Genomic DNA, 14,152 nt, shown 5'->3' on the forward strand with positions numbered 1-14,152 from the left:
CCCAACCCCCTGGCAATCCGTAGACCGCAGCCCGCTCCCCCGGGACGCGTCCGCATGATGGCACAGAGCACTGACAGCGAGGCCGGCTGGGCGGGCGGTACGGGCGGCGCCGCCCTTTCCCAAGCCGCCACATCCCCCCAAGCCGCCACATCCCCCCAAGTCGCCGCATCTTCCCAAGTCGCCACATCGCAGCCGCTTCGGAGCGCGAAGCGCACGCGACACCTCAAGGTCACCGGCACCTCCCCCGGCGGCGCCGACTCCGAGGAGTTCGGCCGCTCCCCCGGGCCCGACCGCGTCCTACTCCTCCGGCTCCCACTCGCGCAGCAGGTCGAACAGGGCCGCGTCTCCGTCGATCCGCACCGCGTCCGCCTGGATGCGGTCGTACACGAAGAGGACCAGCTCACCGGCCGTGCCGTGGACGGCGACGCCGGGCGGGTCCGAGGCCTCGTCGGTGACGGCGACGCGTGCACCGGCGGCGTCGAGCGTGAGGCGCCAGAAGCGGCCCTCAGTGGCGTGGAAGTCGAAGGCGGTGGGCTTGTGCGGCCAGGCGCTCGTCGTGGCGACGCAGGTGGAGAGGAACTCCTCGACACCGTCGAGGGCCACCTCGGCCGGCAGCGGCTGCGGGGCACCCACGGTGACCTGGGCGTCGTACGTGTGCACCGTGATCTGCTGGAGCTGGTGCCGGGCTACGGCGCCACAGGTCTTCGGCGACTGCGACGCGCCCCACCACGTCCAGCAACCGCGGTCCGGGCCGGCCTCCCGCAGTGCGTCCAGCAGTTCCCGCGTCGACTCGGCCAGCCAGGCCGACAGGGCCTCGCGCTCCCGAGGGGCGACCGGGTCGTTCTCCGGTTCGGACTTGGCCGTCGCGGCAGGGCCTGCGGCGACGGTGGCGGCCCAGGCGCGGCGCCCCTCGCCGATGTGCTGCGCCAGATCGAACAGCGTCCATTCGGGGCAGGTCGGCACCCGCACGTCGAGGCCGGGCGCGGAGGCGACCGCCGTACGGAAGGCGGTCGAGCGTTCGTCGATCAGCCGCAGCAGGTCGGGGAAGTCCAGAGTCTTTTCCACTGCGGCTGTCTATCACCATGATCCGACAGGCAGACAGCGATTTTTGGGGCCTGCCTCTGCGACCCGTTCCGTTCACTGAGCCGCCGTCATGGACCCCATCAGCAGGACCGCACGGCGGCGCGTGACCGTACGGCCCAGGCTCGCCATCACTCGGTTGAGGCGGCCGGAGACCACGCTCGGCGGTGGTGTACGGCGGTCCAGGGCCCGTAGGGCTGTCGCCACGACCTCCTCAGGGGTCTGGCGTCGGGTGCCGCCGTTCGCGGTGTCCGTACCGATGACGTCGAAGAACTCGGTGCTGGTCGCGCCGGGCGACAGCGCGAGCACGCGCAGGCCGGTGCCGAGGGACTCCTGCCACAGGGCCTCGGTGAAACTCAGCACGAACGCCTTGGCCGCCGCGTAGACGGCCATGTTCGGGACGGGCTGGTACGCCGCCATGCTCGCGACGTTGATCAGGACCCCGGTGCCGGATGCCCGCAGCGGCTCGATGAACGCCCGGCTGATGTCGACCACACCGGCGACATCCACGCAGATCTCCTCCCGCAGGCGTTGCGGGTCCTCCGTATGGAACGGGCCGAACGTGCCGAAGCCCGCGTTGTTCACGACGCTCGTCACGGTCAGGCCGCGCCTTGCCACTTCCTCGGCGAGGGTCTGCCCGGCACCCGGCCGGCCGAGGTCGAGGGGGATGGCCACGGCCTCGACGCCGTGCGCCGCGGTGAGTTCGGCGGCCAGTTCGTCGAGGCGTTCGCGGCGCCTGGCCACCAGGACGACGTGTGAGCCGCGCGCGGCGATCCTGCGTGCGAACTCCGCTCCGATACCGGCACTGGCACCGGTGATGAGGGTGGTCTGGCCTCGGTAGTCGACGGCGCTCATGGGCTGCTCCCGGGAGACGGCGGTTGCACTCGAATGGCTGGCACTGTACGCCTGACTTGTCACTGAGTGCCAATACGGTACCGAGTGCACGCCACGGTAGGCTTGGCACCCATGAGCGATCGCGAGGGCAGCCCGTCCGGGCTACGGCAGCGCACCCGGCGGGCCGTGCAGGCCGAGATCGCCGCCACCGCGATGCGGCTCTTCCTCGAACACGGCTTCGAAGCCACCACCATGGAGCAGATCGCCGGGGAGATCGGCATCTCCCGGCGCTCGCTGTTCCGCTACTTCGGCACGAAGGAAGACATCGTGCTCGGCGACCACGCCGAGAGCGGCCGGACACTGCATGCCGCGCTGAACGCCCGTCCGGCGGACGAGCCCCCATGGGAAGCGCTCCGGGCGGCCCTCAAGACGCTCGTCGAGTCCCTCCCGTACACACCGGAGGACTTCCTCAGGATCACGAGCATGCTCCACGCGTCACCCTCCCTCCGCGGCCGTCAGCTGGAGAAACGACAGCAGTGGACGGAACTGCTGGTGCCGGACATCGCCGCGCGCCTGGGCGCCACGGCGGACCCCATGAACGAGCTGCGGGCCCGCGCGCTCGTCGCCTGCGCCCTGGCGTGCTCCGAGGCCGCGACGGAGAGCTGGGTCCGCAGCAACGGCACCATCGACATGGAACAGGCCTTCGACGAGGCGGTCGCCGCGGTACGCGCATAGGGCGCCGCAGTCGCCGCGACCGCTCCGCGCGAGGCTGGGGCCGGCCGGGGCGGCCGAGGCGGCTCCCGAAGAGGCCGCCACCCCGGGTCACGGGCCCCGTGTCACCAGGTCCACATCCGGTCATCGTTCGTGCCGCACGTCCACGGCACGGCCTTCGTACCGATCGTCGAGCGGGAATTCGGGACGGCCGGGCGCTTGCCGCCGTTCGCGTTCCGCGGGCGCCCGGATGCTGTCGTGGATCCGGATCCACTCGTCGACCGTGCCGCCGCAGGCCCACCAGGTGGCCCGGGCTGCGTCGCCGTCGGGCATCGGGCGACGGGTGCGGTTCCAGCCGCCACCCCGCGGGTGATCGGACTCGTGCGACAGGCCGTTCGCAGCGGACCGCCGCGGGGCAGCGCCGGACTCGCGCCGAACCTCCCTCCCCCACCCACCCACCACGGGACGCGTGGCGCGCACAGCAAACGGACCTTTCGCTCATTTGCCCGAGGGGCCGGACAGCCGGACGACCCCTCTCCATACTTGTCAGTACGCGATCACATGAGCAGCTGAGGAGTCCGTTGCCGTGACCATCGTCTTCTCCCGCCGTTCCGCCCTGCTGGCGACCGGCCTCGGCGCACTCGGCGCGGCTGCGGCCCCGGCCCGTGCCTCGGACCGTCCGTCGGTCGTGCACGGTTCCGCGCCCGCGCTGCATCCCGAGGGAATCACCTGGGATCACGCCCGAGGGGCGTTCCTGGTGGGTTCGGTCAGGCACGGCACGATCTCGGTCGTACGGCGGGACGGCACGGTGCGGACGCTGGTCGACGACGGCGTGATGGTGTCCACGCTCGCGGTGCACGTGGACCCCGCACGCGGGCGGGTCCTCGCGACCCACCAGGACCCCGGAGTGGGCACCAGGTCGAGCGCGGCGACGATGTACCGGCAGTCCGGGCTCGGCGTCTTCGACCTGGCCACCGGCGCGCTGCTCCACCGGGTCGACCTCTCCGCCGTGCCCGGGAGCGCCGCGGGTGTCCACGGCGCGAACGACTTCGCCCTCGACGCCTCGGGCAACGCCTACGTCACCGACATCGTGAGCGGCGAGATCTTCCGGGTCGACCCGGCTGCCGGGCGGGCGACGCTGCTGCTGAGCCGTCCGGATCTGCTGGGCCGCGACGGCGTGGGGCCGAACGGCGTCGTGTGGCACCCCGGCGGCTTCCTGCTGGTGGTGCGCTACGACACCGGCGCGTTGCTGCGCGTACCGGTGCACGCGCCCGGCCGGATCTCCGAAGTACGCCTGGACGAGCCCGTGGTGGGCGGTGACGGGCTGGCGCTCCGGCCGGACGGCACCCTCGTGGTCGTCATCAACCGGCTGGCCTCCACCGCCACTCCGGGTGTCGCGGTACTGCGTTCCGACGACGGCTGGTCGTCGGCGCGGACCGTCGCCCGCTCCGCCCCCTGGCCGGACCCCGACCCGACCACTGCCGTGGCCACCGCGCACGGCACGTACGTGATCGAGGGACGCCTCGCCGGCCTGTTCGCGGGCACGCTCGACGACACGTTCACCATTCGCGCACTGCGGTAGGACGATCCGGCCCGCCCGGCACCGCGTGTACCGGTACGCGGCCACACATGGACGCGTACCGGCGCCGATTCCGCCGTACCTCCGCGTGCGCTCACCCGCCTGCCGTGATCGGATGCTGTAGTGGGCCGTCATCGGGCCGGCGACGAGGGCGCGGGCGAGCGTGGGAGCGAGGGCGAGGCCGTGGGGCCGCCGGAGGGCGATCCGGGGTTCCCGAACGCCTGGTCCGCTCAGGTGCGCGAGCTGCTGGGGCAGCTTCTCGACGGGACGCCCGCGGCGATCGCCGTCCTCGACACCCAGCTGCGCTTCCGGTACGTCAACGCCACCCTGGCCGACATGAACGGCGTACCGGCCGAGGAGCACATCGGGCGTACCGTCGCCGAGGTCGTCCCCGGTGTCGACCCCCGCGAGGACGTGCTGCGGGCCGTGATCGCAGACGGCATCCCGCGCGAGACGATCTCCAGCGGGCACACCCAGGCCGACTCCCCGCTGGAACGCCGCTACTGGCACGGCGCCTACCACCGGCTGCGGCAGGACGACCGGACCCTGGGCATCGTCGGCATCGTGCTGGAGATCTCGGCCGCCCGGCAGGAGCAGCGGGAGCTGGAGCGGGCCCGCGAGCGCCTGGCGCTGCTCGACGAGGCCGCCACCCGGGTCGGCACCACCCTGGACATGGACACCACCTGCCAGGAGCTGGCCGAGTTCCTGGTGGCGAAGCTCGCCGACGCGGCCACCGTGAAGATCCTCCCCGAGCACGGCACCAGCCGGGCGCCCCGCGACGGCTCGCTGCGGCTGCGCCGGGCCGCGCTGGCCGCCGTACCCGAGCTGGAGACGGTCATGCGGCCGCTCGGCCGGCCCGGCGAGTACGTCGACCACAAGCCCGGCTCGTCCCTCGTCCGCTGTCTGGAGACCGGACGTCCGGTGATCGACAACCTGATGGACGAGCAGGAGATGAGCCGCTCGGCGCCCCACACCGGGAACGTCGCCGCCTATCTGGCCGCCGGTATCCACTCCGCCCTGATCGTGCCGCTGACCGCGCGCGGCCAACAGGTCGGCACCGTCACCATGGTCCGCGCGGGCGACTCGCCCCTGTTCGGCGAGACCGACGCCGTGATCGCCCAGGACCTGGCCGGCCGGGCCGCGATCAGCCTCGACAACGCCCGCCGCTACACCACCGAGCACAACGCCGTCGTCCAGCTCCAGCGCGCCCTGCTGGCCGAGCCCGGCCGGCCGCACCCGGACGTCGACGTCGCCTACCGCTACCGGCCCGCCGGACGCGGTGTCCTCGTCGGCGGGGACTGGTACGAGACGGTCGCCCTCGACGACGGACGCACCCTGCTCGCCCTGGGCGACGTGATGGGCCACGGCCTGGAGGCCGCCGTCGCGATGAGCCGCTACCAGGCCATGCTGCGCGTGGTCGCCGCCCGCGAACCCGGCCCCGACCGCATCCTGCTCGAACTCGACCACTTGCTCCACACCACCGCCGCCGACCGCCCCGCGACCTGCGTGATCGCCATCGCCGACCCCGGCAAGGGCATCTGCACCTACGCCAGCGCCGGACACCTCCCGCCCGTCGTCTTCCGCCCCGACGGCCGCGCCACCCTCCTCCCCGTCCCGCCAGGACCGCCCCTGGGCACCGGCCACAGCCGGTACGTCTCCTTCACGGCCCCCTGCGAGCCCGGCCACACCCTGCTCCTCTACACCGACGGCCTGATCGAACGCCGCCACGAGGACATCGACGCCTCCCTGCGCCGGCTGACCCGCATCCGCGGCTGCCCGGCCCCCGAGGACCTCCTCGACCTGGTCCTCGACCGGGTCGCCCCCGACGACCCGGAGGACGACATCGCGCTGGTGGCGGCGCGGTACGGGGTGTTTGACCAGTCCCTGACCTGATGGCTGTGGGGCGGCTGTTAATCTCGTGGCGCTTGTTGTGCGCTTGTCATGTGGCGCTTGTCATGGGGGGACAGCCGGGGGGCTGGACCATCTTCATTTCCGTCCAGCCGCTGTCCAGGAGACCCGAGTTGGCCCGTCGTCGTACCGCCACGCGTGGCGTCATCGCCACCTTCGCCGTTCTCGCCGTGACCGCGGGTCCCGGCCCGCTCTCCGTCCCGGCCGGCGCGGAGACCACCGCCGCCGCCGCGGACACGGTCTTCCAGTCGGACCGCTATGTCCCGCGCGGGGACCAACTGCACTCCGCCGGTCCGAGCGGCTATCTGCACGTCCAGGAGGGCCGGTCGGGCTATCTCTGGACGTCGTACGACAGCGGTACGACCACCGAACTGGGCGCCCTGGGCCGGATCAACCGCCCTGCCTACCTGGGCTCGTCGTCCGACACCGTGACCGAGGTCGTCTCACCCACCGAGAAGGTCGTCCTGCGGGACATGGCCGCCGGTACGGCCACGGACGTCGCCCTGACCCACGGCCAGTACTGGGCCACGTACGGCAGACATGTGCTGACGCAGGCTCAGGACACCGACGGCAACCGGGTGCTGTGGCTGTACGGCGAGGGCGCGCCCGCCGAGGGCACGACCATCGACGGCTGGCCGACCGGCATCACCGCCAACTTCACGGTCCTGAGCGGCGACAGCGACACCGCCGTCGTCAGCTACGCGCTCGGCGGCAAGCGGCATCTGGCGCTGGTGGACCTGGCCGCCGCGAAGGTGACCAGCGACGTGGTGGTGTCCGCCGCTCCGACGGCCGCCGCGCTGAGCGCCGACCGGCTGGTCTGGTACGCGTCCGGCAGCACCGCACACGTCCTGGACCGCGCCGACCTGTCCGCCGCAGAGACGACGGTGACGATGCCCAACGCCCTCGGCACCCCCTACCTGGGCATCGCCGGTCGCTGGCTGGTGATCGCCCGTTCCGCTTCGTCGTCCGGCAACATGGCCGACGTGTCCGGCCGGCAGCTCATGGCCGTCCCCCTCGCGGGCGGCGACGCGCTCACCCTCCTCCGGCACGCGAACACGTCGGTCACCCCCACGCCCGACGGCGGACTGCTGGTCGCGGGCGGCGCCGACTCCGGGCACTGGGCGGTACGGAAGGTCGCCGACACGGGGGCGGCCGCACCGACGCTGACGGAGGTGACTGCCGTCCCTCCGGTGGTCGCCAAGATCGACCGGCTGTCGCTTCAGAACGGCCACCTGGCCACCGCCGAGTCGGACAGCAGCTTCTTCAGCGCCTTCTACTCCCGGCGCGTCTCGACCGCCGGGACGTCCTACTCGCCCGGCGCTCCGACCCTGCGGGCGTGGGACGACGGCGAGGCGGGCCCGTACTCCACCGGCGACGGCCGCGCGGTGACGTTCGCGACCGACCGCACCCCCGACGGCAAGTCGGCCATCCGCTCCATCGACGACTCCGACCCCGCGGGCTTCGTCTATCTCCCCTCGACCGCCGGAACCGTCCTCGACGTCACCGGTCGCTACGCGATCGTCAACGGCTCCTCCCCCGCCAAGCAGTACGTCGGCGACCTCGGCGTCTACACCGACCTCCAGCCCATCCTCACCCGCTCCGTCACCGCCGCCTCCGTCTGGGGAGCCAGGCTGTGGACCCCGGGCACCGCCAAGGGCGTCGTCAACGCGCGGGACGTGCGGACCGACAAGACCACCGACACCGTGGACACCGGCGCCCCCTGCGTGCCCAAGGAACTCCAGGCCGTGGGCCGTTGGGTCTACTGGTCCTGCGGCCCGGCCGCGTCCGCCGGTGTCTGGGACCGTACGGCGAAGAAGAGCATCCCCGTCCCGTCCGGCGAGGCGCTGCTCGGCGACGGCTATCTCGTACGCCACGACACCTCGGCCGGCGCCCTCCTGCTCACCGACTTCGCCGACGGCAGCGCGGCCACCCGGAAGATCGGCGACCTGGCGGCGGGCAACTCCAGCCTGCGCGGGGTGAGTTGGACCGTGGACAAGTTCGGCGGACCGGCGGCATATGTGGATGCGGACCAGCGGATCCATCTGGTGCCCAGCGGGGTCACCGCCCAACCGCTCGGCGTCATCGAGTCCGAGGTGACCAACAACTACTGGGAGAGCAGCGCCAGCACGAACCCGTGGTGGCAGTGGCGCGGTCTGCTGTCCAAGCCCGCCGCCTCCTGGACGGCCACGTTCACCAGCAAGGCCACCGGCGCCGTGGTGCGTACGCTCACCGGCGGCGAGGTCAACGGCAACCTGGCCACGCCGTGGAACCTCCGTGACACCGCGGGTGCACTCGTGCCCAACGGCACGTACACGTTCAAACTGACGGCACGGCCCGCCGACGGGTCCGGCGCCGCGCTGACGCTGTCGCAAGCGGTGAACGTCTCCGCCGGGGCCGTCGTACGCCACGACTTCACCAACGGCTCCACCTGGGCGCCCGACGGAATCGGCGACATCCTCACCCTCACGACGACCGGCGTCATCAGCTACCGGCCCGGCACCGGCAGGGGCACGTTCGGCTCCGCCATGGCGGCCGGGGACAACTGGCCCTCCTCGGTGACGCTGGTCCCGTTCGGCGACCTGAACGGCGACCGCCGGGGCGACATCCTCGTACGGTTTGCCAGCGGCGAACTGCGGGCGTACCGAACCATGCGCGGCCAGGCCTTCATCACCGAAACCCCGCGCACATCCTTGGGCACCGGCTGGAACCAGTACAACCTGCTGACTTCCCCGGGTGACATCAGCGGCGACGGCCGCCCGGACCTGATCGCGCGCAAGGCGTCGACGGGCGAGGTGTTCCTCTACAAGGGCACGAGCGCGGGCAAGCTGTCGGCGCGGGTCCGCATCGCCACCAACTGGTCCGGCTACAAGAGGATCGTGGGCGTCGGCGACTTCAACGGCGACGGCCGCGGCGACCTGTTGGCCCAGGACAAGTCCAACACCCTGTGGCGGTACGACGGTACGGGCACCGGCGGCTTCAAGGCGCGGGTGAAGGTGGCCGCCGACTGGGGCTCGACCTACAACGCCGTCATCGGTGTCGGCGACATCACCGGCGACGCCAAGGCGGACATCGTCTCCCGCGACACGGCCGGTAACGTGTGGCGCAACACCGGCAACGGAAAGGGCTCGTTCGGGCCCCGGACGAGGGTCGCGACAGGCTGGAAGGGATTCAAGGGCCTTTACTGACCCTCTGCTTGAGGTCCTGGCAACGGGCGCAGCATCCGCAGGACCATGTCGACCGTGCGCTCGACGGGACGGCGGCGCGTGGTGACCGGCAGCAGGAGGGTGCGGGCCAGCACCGCGCCCAGGAGCATGTCGAAGACGTCGTCCGGGTCGACGGCGGGGTCGACGCTGCCGGGCGGCGCCGCGCGCAGGATGTCCAGGAACTGCGGGCGCGCCGACACCCGCAGGTCCACCTCCGGGGAACGGGGGCGCCCCGACGTCTGGTGGTGGGCGAGGAGACCGGCCGCCGCCGCGCGTGCCGCGGGTGCGCCGAAGGCCGCCAGATAGGCGCGGACGAACCGGCGGACATCGCGCCGCAGATCGCCCGTCGGGCGGACGCCCAGCGGACTGAGTCCGGGGAACGTGGCCTCCTCGATCAGCTCGATCCGGGTCGGCCAGCGCCGGTAGATGGCGGACGCGTGGACGCCGGAGTGCTCCGCGACGGCCTGGATCGTCGTCGCGTCGAAGCCGCGCCCGACGAGCAGTTCGCGGGTCGACGCGAGGGCCCGTTCGTCGATGCTCGTGTCGCGTGGACGGCCCGGGCGGCGGCGGGACTCTGTCATGGCGTCCAGCGTAGGCCGCGGCTCCCTTCATCACAGGAGGTAATTACAGGAGGCGGTCTTCTATAACTCGCCCGGCGTCGCTAGAGTCCCCTGACGTAGGCGAGAACTGGCTTCTCGGGTGGGAGAACCTGATGCGCGCTGCGGTGCTGCGGGGCGGAACGGTCGAGGTGCGGGTCGTCGACGATCCGGTTCCCGGCCCCGGCCAGCTTCTCGTACGGTCCCTCGCGTGCGGGATCTGCGCGTCCGACCTGCATTTCATGGACCATCCGGAGGCGGGCGCCGACGACGACAGCGGGATGTCGACGTACGACCAGGACGTCGACATCGTGATGGGGCACGAGTACTGCGCCGAGGTCGTCGGCCACGGGCCCGGCACCGAGCGGCGCATCCCCGTCGGGACCCGGGTGAGTTCCCTGCCGGTGCTGTCCACGGCCGCCGGGCGCCGCATCATCGGGCAGAACCCGGACTCGCCCGGCGGATTCGGCGAGTACTTCCTGCTCACCGAGGCGATGACCCGGGTCGTGGCCGGTGATCTGCCCAGCGAGGTGGTGTGTGTCGCCGACGCGATCTCGGTGGGCTGGTCGACGGCTTCGCGGGCCCAAGTCACGCCCAGGGAGGTGCCGTTGGTCATCGGGTGCGGTGCCGTCGCCCTGTCGGTGATCGCGCGGTTGCGACGGCTCGGCGTCGGGCCGGTCGTCGCGGTGGACTTCGTGGCCTCGCGGCGCGCGACCGCGCTGGCCATGGGGGCCGACCTGGTCGTGGATCCCGCCGAGATGTCGCCGTACCGGGCCTGGCGGGATGTGGCGTACGGGCCGGACGGACCGACGAAGGACCTGATGGCGTCCATGACCGGCCGCCTGCCGGGGTGCGTCGTCTTCGAGTGCGTCGGGGTTCCGGGCGTCCTCGACTCGATCATCAAGGGGTGCGAGCGCGGCACCCGGATCTTCTCCGTGGGCGGCCCGCCGGAGGGCGACCACCTCCACACCCTGACCGCCAAACGAAAGGGCATCAACATCCAGTTCGGCGGCGGCCCGTCGCCGGACCACTGGGACGAGGCGTTCGAGGCGGTCTGCTCGGGCGGCCTCGACGTCACGCCGATGCTCGGCCGGACGGTCGGGCTCGACGAGGTGCCCGCAGCGCTCGACGCCGCACGCGACGCGGGCGGACCGGCGCGCATCGTCGTCGTGCACTGAGCCGCCGTACCGAGACCGGAGAGGAACGCGGTAGAGATGACCGACCTCGGTGAACTGCGCGCCACCGTCGAGACGCTGGCGGCCCAAGTGCGCCTGCTCCAGGACCAGTTGGAGATCACGCAGCTCGTCGCCCAGTACGGGCCCGCCGTCGACAGCGGCTCCGGCGAGGCGGCGGCGGAACTGTGGACGGAGGACGGCGTCTTCGACGCGATCCCCCACCTCACCATGCGGGGCCGGGCGGAGATCCTCGGCATGGTCCACGGCACCGGCCACCAGAGCGTGATCGCGGGCGGCTGCGGCCATGTGCTGACCGCGCCGCACATCGTCGTCGACGGCGACGAGGCGACGGGCCGCAGTCACGCGCTGCATCTGCGCTGGGACGCCGACGCGGGCCGCTTCTGGGTCTTCCAGGTCTCCGCGAACACCTGGCGCTGGGTCCGCACCGAGCGGGGCTGGCGCATCGCCGAACGCGTCAACGCCAACCTCGACGGCTCCCCCGGCCCCCGCGCGATGCTGGCCCCGGAGGGGACATGAGGCTCGGATTCATCGGGGCGGGCCGGATGGGCAGGCCGATCGTCGACCGACTGCGGGCCGCGGGTCACGAGGTCACCGTTCTCGTACGCCGGCCACAGTCCCGCGCGACCGCCGAGACCGAGGCCGACGGTCTGACCGGGGCCTCCACGGTCGCGGAGACCGTCCGGGACGCCGACGCCGTGTTCGTCGCCGTGCTGACGGACGAACAGGTGCGGTCGGTGTGTCTGGGCCCGGACGGCGCCCTCGCGGCCATGCGCCCGGGGGCGACGCTGATCCAGCACACCACCTCCGCCCCCGCGACCGCCCGCCTGCTCGTCGAGGCGGCGGCGGCACGCGGGACCGGGATCAGGGTGCTCGACGCCGCGCTCTCGGGCGGCCCGAACGACATCGCCGAGGGCCGGCTCACGCTGTGGGTCGGTGGCGACGAAACGGTTCTGGAGGACGTACGGCCGCTGCTGGCGACGTACGCCTCGCCGGTCCTGTGGGTCGGCGCGGCCGGGAACGGGCAGCGGGTGAAGCTCGTGAACAACGCGCTGTTCGTCGCGCAGGTCGGCCTCGCTGTCGACGCGGTACGGCTGGCCGGATCGCTCGGGATCGGCGAGGAGGCGATCCTGGGCGCGTTGCAGCACGGCAGCGGGGCCAGTCGCGCCCTTGCGATCGTGGCCGGCGGGGGTTCGGTCGACGCGGTCGCGGACCGGCTGTCGGCGCTGATGCTCAAGGACGTCACCGTGGTGCGCGAGGTCGCGCGGAACGCGGGAGCCGACCTCGGGATCATCGGGACGGTGCTGTCGTCGGACGCGGTGGAGGACAAGGTGCTGCGGGTGGCCGACGCGGCGGACGACCAGGACACACGGAGGGCGGCATCGTGAAGGTCGGTTTCATCGGGCTCGGCAGCATGGGGCTGCCGATGGCTCAGCGCATCCGGGCCGAGGGGCACGATCTCGCCCTGTACGCCCGTAGGCAGGCGTCGTTGGAACCCTTCGCGGGTGCGGACGGTGTCACGTTCGCGGCGACCCCGGCCGAGCTGGGCGCGGCGGTCGACGCGGTCGGCGTCTGCGTGTTCGACGCGGCGGGGGTGGAGGAGGTCCTGTTCGGGACGGACGGACTGGCCGGGGCCATGGAACCGGGGAGCGTGGTGCTCGTGCACAGCACGCTGTCGCCCGCGCAGATACGGAGCATCGCCGAGCGGGCGACGACGTATGGGCTGCGGGTCCTCGACGCACCGGTGAGCGGCGGCAGCGCCCGGGCCCTCGCGGGCGAGCTGACCATCATGGTGGGCGGGGAGGCGGGGGCGCTGGCCGACGTTTCCGAGCTGCTGGCGGCGCTCTCGGGGCACGTCGTGCATCTGGGCGGGGTCGGGGCCGGGTCGTACGCGAAGCTCGTCAACAACGCCCTGTTCACCGCGCAGATCGTCCTCGCGGACGACGCGATGCGGGCCGGGGAGTCGCTGGGGGTCGATCCGGCGGCCCTCGCGGACATCCTGACGACGGGCAGCTCGGCCTGTGTCGCCTCGGGGATACGCCTGCGGGCCGGCTCCCTCGCCGGGATCGCCGGTACGGCGGCCGACGCGGCCCTCACCAAGGACGTCACGCTGATGGCGGAGCTGCTCGGCGACGCCCCCGGCAGTGAACTCGTCGACGTGGCGCGGCGGTTCGTGACCGCGATGCGAGAAGCAGGGAGTCGGTGATGGGGACGGTGACGACGACCGGCGCATACGGACCGTGGGGCATCGTCGCGGGCGGATCCGACGGGGTGGGGGTCGCCTTCGCGCACGGGATGGCCGCCCGGGGAATCAACGTCGTCCTGGTGGCCCGGCGGGTCCCCGTACTGGAGTCGGCGGCGGCGGAGATCCGCGCCCGGCACGGCGTCGAGGTCCGCACGGTGGCGCTGGACCTGGGCGCGCCGGACGCCCTCGCGGAGCTGGCCGGCGCCACCGCCGAGCTCGAGATCGGGCTGTTCGTGTACAACGCGGGCGCCGACGTCCGCAGCGTCGCGTTCCTCGACCGGGACCTCGACACCCACCTGTCCCTGGTCCAGCGCAACTGCGCCGCCGTACTGGAGGCCGCGCACCGCTTCGGCGCCCCGATGGTGGCCCGGGGACGCGGTGGCCTGGTGCTGGTGACCTCGGGGGCGGCCTGGGCGGGCGGCGCCACGCTCGCGACGTACGGCGCCACCAAGGCGTTCGACCTCATCCTCGCGGAGAGCCTGTGGGCGGAGTGGCGGGGCAGCGGCGTCGACGTCCTGGGCCTGGTCCTCGGCAGGACCGACACACCGTCGCATCGCCGGTTGCTCGACGCGGAGGGCACAGCGAGTGCGGGCGGCCAGGTGTACGAGGGTCTCGCCGACCCCACCGACATCGCCGAGGAGGCGCTCGCCCATCTCGCCGACGGTCCGACCTGGATCCACGGCAGCGAGAACCCGACCGGTGGGTCACCCTTCGGCGCGCTGAACCGCCGGGACTCGGTGCTCGCGATGAGCCGGGGCGCCGCCGGTTCATCGTGACGGATTCCGCGCCGCCTTGGTCGTTGT

13 protein-coding genes are annotated in these 14,152 nt (G+C 72.6%); 9 read left to right on the top strand and 4 right to left on the bottom strand.

The window, feature by feature from the left end:
• Positions 1 to 297 precede the first annotated feature (297 nt).
• Complete coding sequence (locus OG787_RS20400; protein ID WP_405535952.1) at positions 298 to 1,065, bottom strand: maleylpyruvate isomerase family mycothiol-dependent enzyme; 768 nt, start codon at positions 1,063 to 1,065, stop codon at positions 298 to 300.
• Positions 1,066 to 1,137: 72 nt separating this feature from the next.
• Positions 1,138 to 1,935, bottom strand: coding sequence for an SDR family NAD(P)-dependent oxidoreductase (locus tag OG787_RS20405; RefSeq protein WP_405535953.1), 798 nt, complete (start codon positions 1,933 to 1,935; stop codon positions 1,138 to 1,140).
• A 111-nt stretch (positions 1,936 to 2,046) separates the two neighbouring features.
• On the opposite strand from OG787_RS20405, the gene OG787_RS20410 reads away from it, so the two are divergent.
• The gene (locus OG787_RS20410; RefSeq protein ID WP_405535954.1) at positions 2,047 to 2,649 is read left to right on the top strand and encodes a TetR/AcrR family transcriptional regulator; all 603 of its coding nucleotides are present in this window, start codon (positions 2,047 to 2,049) and stop codon (positions 2,647 to 2,649) included.
• 120 nt (positions 2,650 to 2,769) lie between these two features.
• On the opposite strand, the gene OG787_RS20415 is transcribed toward OG787_RS20410, so the two are convergent.
• Positions 2,770 to 2,958, bottom strand: coding sequence for a hypothetical protein (locus OG787_RS20415; protein ID WP_405535955.1), 189 nt, complete (start codon positions 2,956 to 2,958; stop codon positions 2,770 to 2,772).
• A 253-nt stretch (positions 2,959 to 3,211) separates the two neighbouring features.
• Between OG787_RS20415 and OG787_RS20420 the strand changes: the two genes are divergently transcribed.
• From OG787_RS20420 to OG787_RS20430, 3 genes are all read left to right on the top strand, one after another.
• Complete coding sequence (locus OG787_RS20420; protein WP_405535956.1) at positions 3,212 to 4,207, top strand: hypothetical protein; 996 nt, start codon at positions 3,212 to 3,214, stop codon at positions 4,205 to 4,207.
• 120 nt (positions 4,208 to 4,327) lie between these two features.
• A complete protein-coding gene (locus OG787_RS20425; protein WP_405535957.1) occupies positions 4,328 to 6,097 on the top strand; it encodes a SpoIIE family protein phosphatase in 1,770 nt (589 codons plus the stop codon).
• A 128-nt stretch (positions 6,098 to 6,225) separates the two neighbouring features.
• Positions 6,226 to 9,297, top strand: a complete 3,072-nt coding sequence (locus OG787_RS20430) for an FG-GAP-like repeat-containing protein (protein WP_405535958.1) — start codon at positions 6,226 to 6,228, stop codon at positions 9,295 to 9,297.
• Here the strand turns inward: OG787_RS20430 and OG787_RS20435 are convergent.
• The gene (locus tag OG787_RS20435) at positions 9,291 to 9,896 is read right to left on the bottom strand and encodes a TetR/AcrR family transcriptional regulator (protein WP_369034364.1); all 606 of its coding nucleotides are present in this window, start codon (positions 9,894 to 9,896) and stop codon (positions 9,291 to 9,293) included. The genes OG787_RS20430 and OG787_RS20435 overlap by 7 nt on opposite strands.
• 131 nt (positions 9,897 to 10,027) lie before the next feature.
• On the opposite strand from OG787_RS20435, the gene OG787_RS20440 reads away from it, so the two are divergent.
• Genes OG787_RS20440 through OG787_RS20460 form a run of 5 tightly spaced genes read left to right on the top strand, consistent with a single transcriptional unit; the run spans position 10,028 to position 14,125 of the window.
• Positions 10,028 to 11,089, top strand: a complete 1,062-nt coding sequence (locus OG787_RS20440) for a zinc-binding dehydrogenase (RefSeq protein WP_369034365.1) — start codon at positions 10,028 to 10,030, stop codon at positions 11,087 to 11,089.
• Positions 11,090 to 11,125: 36 nt separating this feature from the next.
• On the top strand, positions 11,126 to 11,623 hold the full coding sequence (locus OG787_RS20445; RefSeq protein ID WP_405535959.1) for a nuclear transport factor 2 family protein: 498 nt from the start codon (positions 11,126 to 11,128) through the stop codon (positions 11,621 to 11,623).
• The gene (locus tag OG787_RS20450; protein ID WP_405535960.1) at positions 11,620 to 12,492 is read left to right on the top strand and encodes an NAD(P)-dependent oxidoreductase; all 873 of its coding nucleotides are present in this window, start codon (positions 11,620 to 11,622) and stop codon (positions 12,490 to 12,492) included. The genes OG787_RS20445 and OG787_RS20450 overlap by 4 nt, the downstream gene beginning before the upstream one ends.
• Complete coding sequence (locus OG787_RS20455) at positions 12,489 to 13,310, top strand: NAD(P)-dependent oxidoreductase (protein WP_369034368.1); 822 nt, start codon at positions 12,489 to 12,491, stop codon at positions 13,308 to 13,310. The genes OG787_RS20450 and OG787_RS20455 overlap by 4 nt, the downstream gene beginning before the upstream one ends.
• Positions 13,310 to 14,125 (top strand): SDR family NAD(P)-dependent oxidoreductase, encoded by an 816-nt coding sequence (locus OG787_RS20460; protein ID WP_405535961.1) that lies wholly within the window; start codon positions 13,310 to 13,312, stop codon positions 14,123 to 14,125. Before OG787_RS20455 ends, OG787_RS20460 begins: the two co-directional genes overlap by 1 nt.
• The last annotated feature ends 27 nt before the right edge of the window (positions 14,126 to 14,152 follow it).

The sequence above is a fragment of the Streptomyces sp. NBC_00075 genome (genome assembly GCF_045041225.1).
Lineage (GTDB): Bacteria > Actinomycetota > Actinomycetes > Streptomycetales > Streptomycetaceae > Streptomyces > Streptomyces adonidis.

Excerpts from the sequence above, each read along its gene's own strand:
- OG787_RS20445 (WP_405535959.1), top strand. The coding sequence starts at position 11,126 with ATGACCGACCTCGGTGAACTGCGCGCCACCGTCGAGACGCTGGCGGCC.
- OG787_RS20460 (WP_405535961.1), top strand. The coding sequence starts at position 13,310 with ATGGGGACGGTGACGACGACCGGCGCATACGGACCGTGGGGCATCGTC.
- OG787_RS20405 (WP_405535953.1), bottom strand. The coding sequence starts at position 1,935 with ATGAGCGCCGTCGACTACCGAGGCCAGACCACCCTCATCACCGGTGCC.
- OG787_RS20435 (WP_369034364.1), bottom strand. The coding sequence starts at position 9,896 with ATGACAGAGTCCCGCCGCCGCCCGGGCCGTCCACGCGACACGAGCATC.
- OG787_RS20440 (WP_369034365.1), top strand. The coding sequence starts at position 10,028 with ATGCGCGCTGCGGTGCTGCGGGGCGGAACGGTCGAGGTGCGGGTCGTC.
- OG787_RS20450 (WP_405535960.1), top strand. The coding sequence starts at position 11,620 with ATGAGGCTCGGATTCATCGGGGCGGGCCGGATGGGCAGGCCGATCGTC.
- OG787_RS20410 (WP_405535954.1), top strand. The coding sequence starts at position 2,047 with ATGAGCGATCGCGAGGGCAGCCCGTCCGGGCTACGGCAGCGCACCCGG.
- OG787_RS20415 (WP_405535955.1), bottom strand. The coding sequence starts at position 2,958 with ATGCCCGACGGCGACGCAGCCCGGGCCACCTGGTGGGCCTGCGGCGGC.